Origin of the sequence: Streptomyces alkaliterrae (assembly GCF_007097205.2) — a bacterium.
GTDB classification, from domain to species: domain Bacteria; phylum Actinomycetota; class Actinomycetes; order Streptomycetales; family Streptomycetaceae; genus Streptomyces; species Streptomyces alkaliterrae.
The window spans coordinates 1-2,498 of record NZ_VJYK02000501.1; the positions used below are offsets into that span (position 1 = coordinate 1).

The window sequence follows — 2,498 nt, forward strand, 5'->3', positions numbered from 1 at the left end:
ATCCCGACCCCTTCCCCCTCTCCGACGACCTCCTCGATCCTCCCATCCCACCGCCCGAGCGCCGCCGTACCTGAAGACGAGGCCATGCCACCAGCGGTAGCATGGCACCCATGAGCGGTAGCAGGAAGTACTCGGTCAGCCTCCCGGAAGATCTCGCGGAAGCGGTGCGGGCCCACGTCGGGCCGGGCGGCTTCTCGGCCTACGTCGCCGAAGCCCTCGAGCACCGCGTCGCCATGGACAAGCTGGGCGAGATCGTCGCCGACTTCGAGACCGACAACGACGCGCTCACCCGCCACGAAGTGGAAGAGGCCCGCTCGGCACTACGACGTGACCACAGGCGGGGCGACGGAGTCGCCGCCTGATGCCCGGAACCCTGCTTCTCGACTCCGAGGGGCTCTCGAAGCTGTACCGCAAGGATCGCGGCGTCATGGCCTTCGTCCAGGCGGCGGCAGAGGAGGGCATCCGCGCAGCGACAAGCGCGATGACCACCCTGGAAGCGGACTACGAGCGCGTCCACCCCGCCCGGATTCGTTGGGTGCTCTCCCGCATCGATATGCACGACGTGACCAGGGAGATCACCGCTCAAGCCGCCGAGCTCCTCCGCTCCCACCGCCTCCACGGCCACAACTACGCGATCGACGCCGTCTTCGCAGCCATCGCCCGCAGCGCGCCCCAGCCGGTCACGATCCTCACCTCCGACCCCGAGGACCTGACCCTCCTCTGCGGCCCCACTATCGAAGTCATCAAGGTGTAGGACGCTCCACGGGTAACGGTGGGGCGGCCACACCCCAGCCAGCCGCGTCGCCAGCTTGTCCCGCCAACACACCTGGAGGGCATCTGACGGGTCTGCCGCACGATCGGGTGACATCTGAACTGGCTTGCCCTGTGGGGCGGGTGGGAAGGATGTCGCTGTGCCCTAGCCTTATCCGGAAGAGTTCCGTCAGGACGTCGTGCGGGTCGCGAGGAACCGCGGGCCGGGTGTGACGGTCGAGCAGGTGGCCACCGACTTCGGGGTCCATCCGACCTCACCCACGGTCATACGGCGAGTTGAACGCCTCCGCCGCAGCGACCATCGACGAGACGGCCTTTTCTTTCAGCACGCGAGCTTCTTGCCTGAGTCTCACCCGCAACCTCACCTGCTCTGAGCTTGCCCTGCCTGCCACTGATCAGCGTAGAGGCACCGTGCCTGGCACTGAACGGGTGAGTGAAGTTCGGAGCAACCAGGACTCGGTCCGCCGCAAACACGCTGCGGACTCTGCGCGGACCGCAAAGGCCGCCCAACCCGCTCCGTCGCAGGTCAGACGGCCTTTCGCCGGACGTATCAGACGTTGAAGCGGAATTCGACCACGTCGCCGTCCTGCATGACGTAGTCCTTGCCTTCCATGCGGGCCTTGCCCTTGGCGCGGACCTCGGCGACGGAGCCGGCTTCGACGAGGTCGTCGAAGGAGATCACCTCGGCCTTGATGAAGCCGCGCTGGAAGTCGGTGTGGATGACGCCGGCGGCCTCCGGGGCGGTGGCGCCCTTGGGGATCGTCCAGGCGCGGGACTCCTTGGGGCCGGCGGTGAGGTAGGTCTGGAGGCCGAGGGTGTTGAAGCCGACGCGGGCGAGGGTGGCGAGGCCGGGCTCGTCCTGGCCGACGGACTGGAGGAGTTCCAGCGCCTCGTCCTCGTCCAGCTCGGCCAGGTCGGCCTCGAGCTTGGCGTTGAGGAAGATGGCCTCGGCGGGGGCGACCAGGGCGCGCTGCTCGTCCTTGAACGCCTCGTCGGTCAGCTCGTCCTCGTCGACGTTGAAGACGTAGAGGAACGGCTTGGTGGTGAGCAGGTGCAGCTCGTGCAGGGGCTCGGCGCGCTCGGTGCCCTGGGCGATGCCGGCGGAGAACAGGGTGCGGCCGTCCTCCAGGATGGCCTGCGCCTCCTGCACGGCCTTGACCTGGGCCTGCTTGTCCTTCTTGATCCGGGCTTCCTTCTCCAGGCGCGGAAGGACCTTCTCGATGGTCTGGAGGTCGGCGAGGATCAGCTCGGTGTTGATCGTCTCGATGTCGTCCTTCGGGGAGACGCGGCCGTCGACGTGTACGACGTTCTCGTCCTCGAAGGCGCGGATGACCTGGCAGATCGCGTCGGACTCGCGGATGTTCGCCAGGAACTTGTTGCCCAGGCCCTCGCCTTCGCTGGCGCCGCGCACGATGCCCGCGATGTCGACGAAGTCGACGGTGGCGGGCAGCAGCCGCTCGGAGCCGAAGATCTCGGCGAGCTTGCCGAGGCGGGGGTCGGGGACGCCGACCACGCCGACGTTCGGCTCGATGGTGGCGAACGGGTAGTTGGCCGCCAGGACGTCGTTCTTGGTCAGGGCGTTGAACAGGGTCGACTTGCCGACGTTGGGCAGGCCGACGATTCCGATCGTGAGCGACACGTGGCGACTTCCCGTAAGCGATGAGGACTGGGCGGGGGCGGCCGGCGGGTGCGGGCCAGTCCACCAGTCTACGGGCGCGGCCCGGGGC

Annotated in this window: 3 protein-coding genes; 2 read left to right on the forward strand and 1 reads right to left on the reverse strand. The window is 68.0% G+C overall.

Annotated features, from left to right (window positions below; genetic code table 11):
* Positions 1–110: 110 nt before the first annotated feature.
* Entirely contained in the window at positions 111–362 is a 252-nt protein-coding gene (locus tag FNX44_RS26090) for a magnesium transporter CorA family protein (RefSeq protein WP_143651438.1), read from the forward strand.
* The gene (locus FNX44_RS26095; RefSeq protein ID WP_143651439.1) at positions 362–754 is read left to right on the forward strand and encodes a PIN domain-containing protein; all 393 of its coding nucleotides are present in this window, start codon (positions 362–364) and stop codon (positions 752–754) included. The genes FNX44_RS26090 and FNX44_RS26095 overlap by 1 nt, the downstream gene beginning before the upstream one ends.
* Positions 755–1,321: 567 nt before the next feature.
* On the opposite strand, the gene ychF is transcribed toward FNX44_RS26095, so the two are convergent.
* Positions 1,322–2,410, reverse strand: coding sequence for a redox-regulated ATPase YchF (ychF, locus tag FNX44_RS26100; RefSeq protein WP_143651440.1), 1,089 nt, complete (start codon positions 2,408–2,410; stop codon positions 1,322–1,324).
* Positions 2,411–2,498 lie beyond the last annotated feature (88 nt).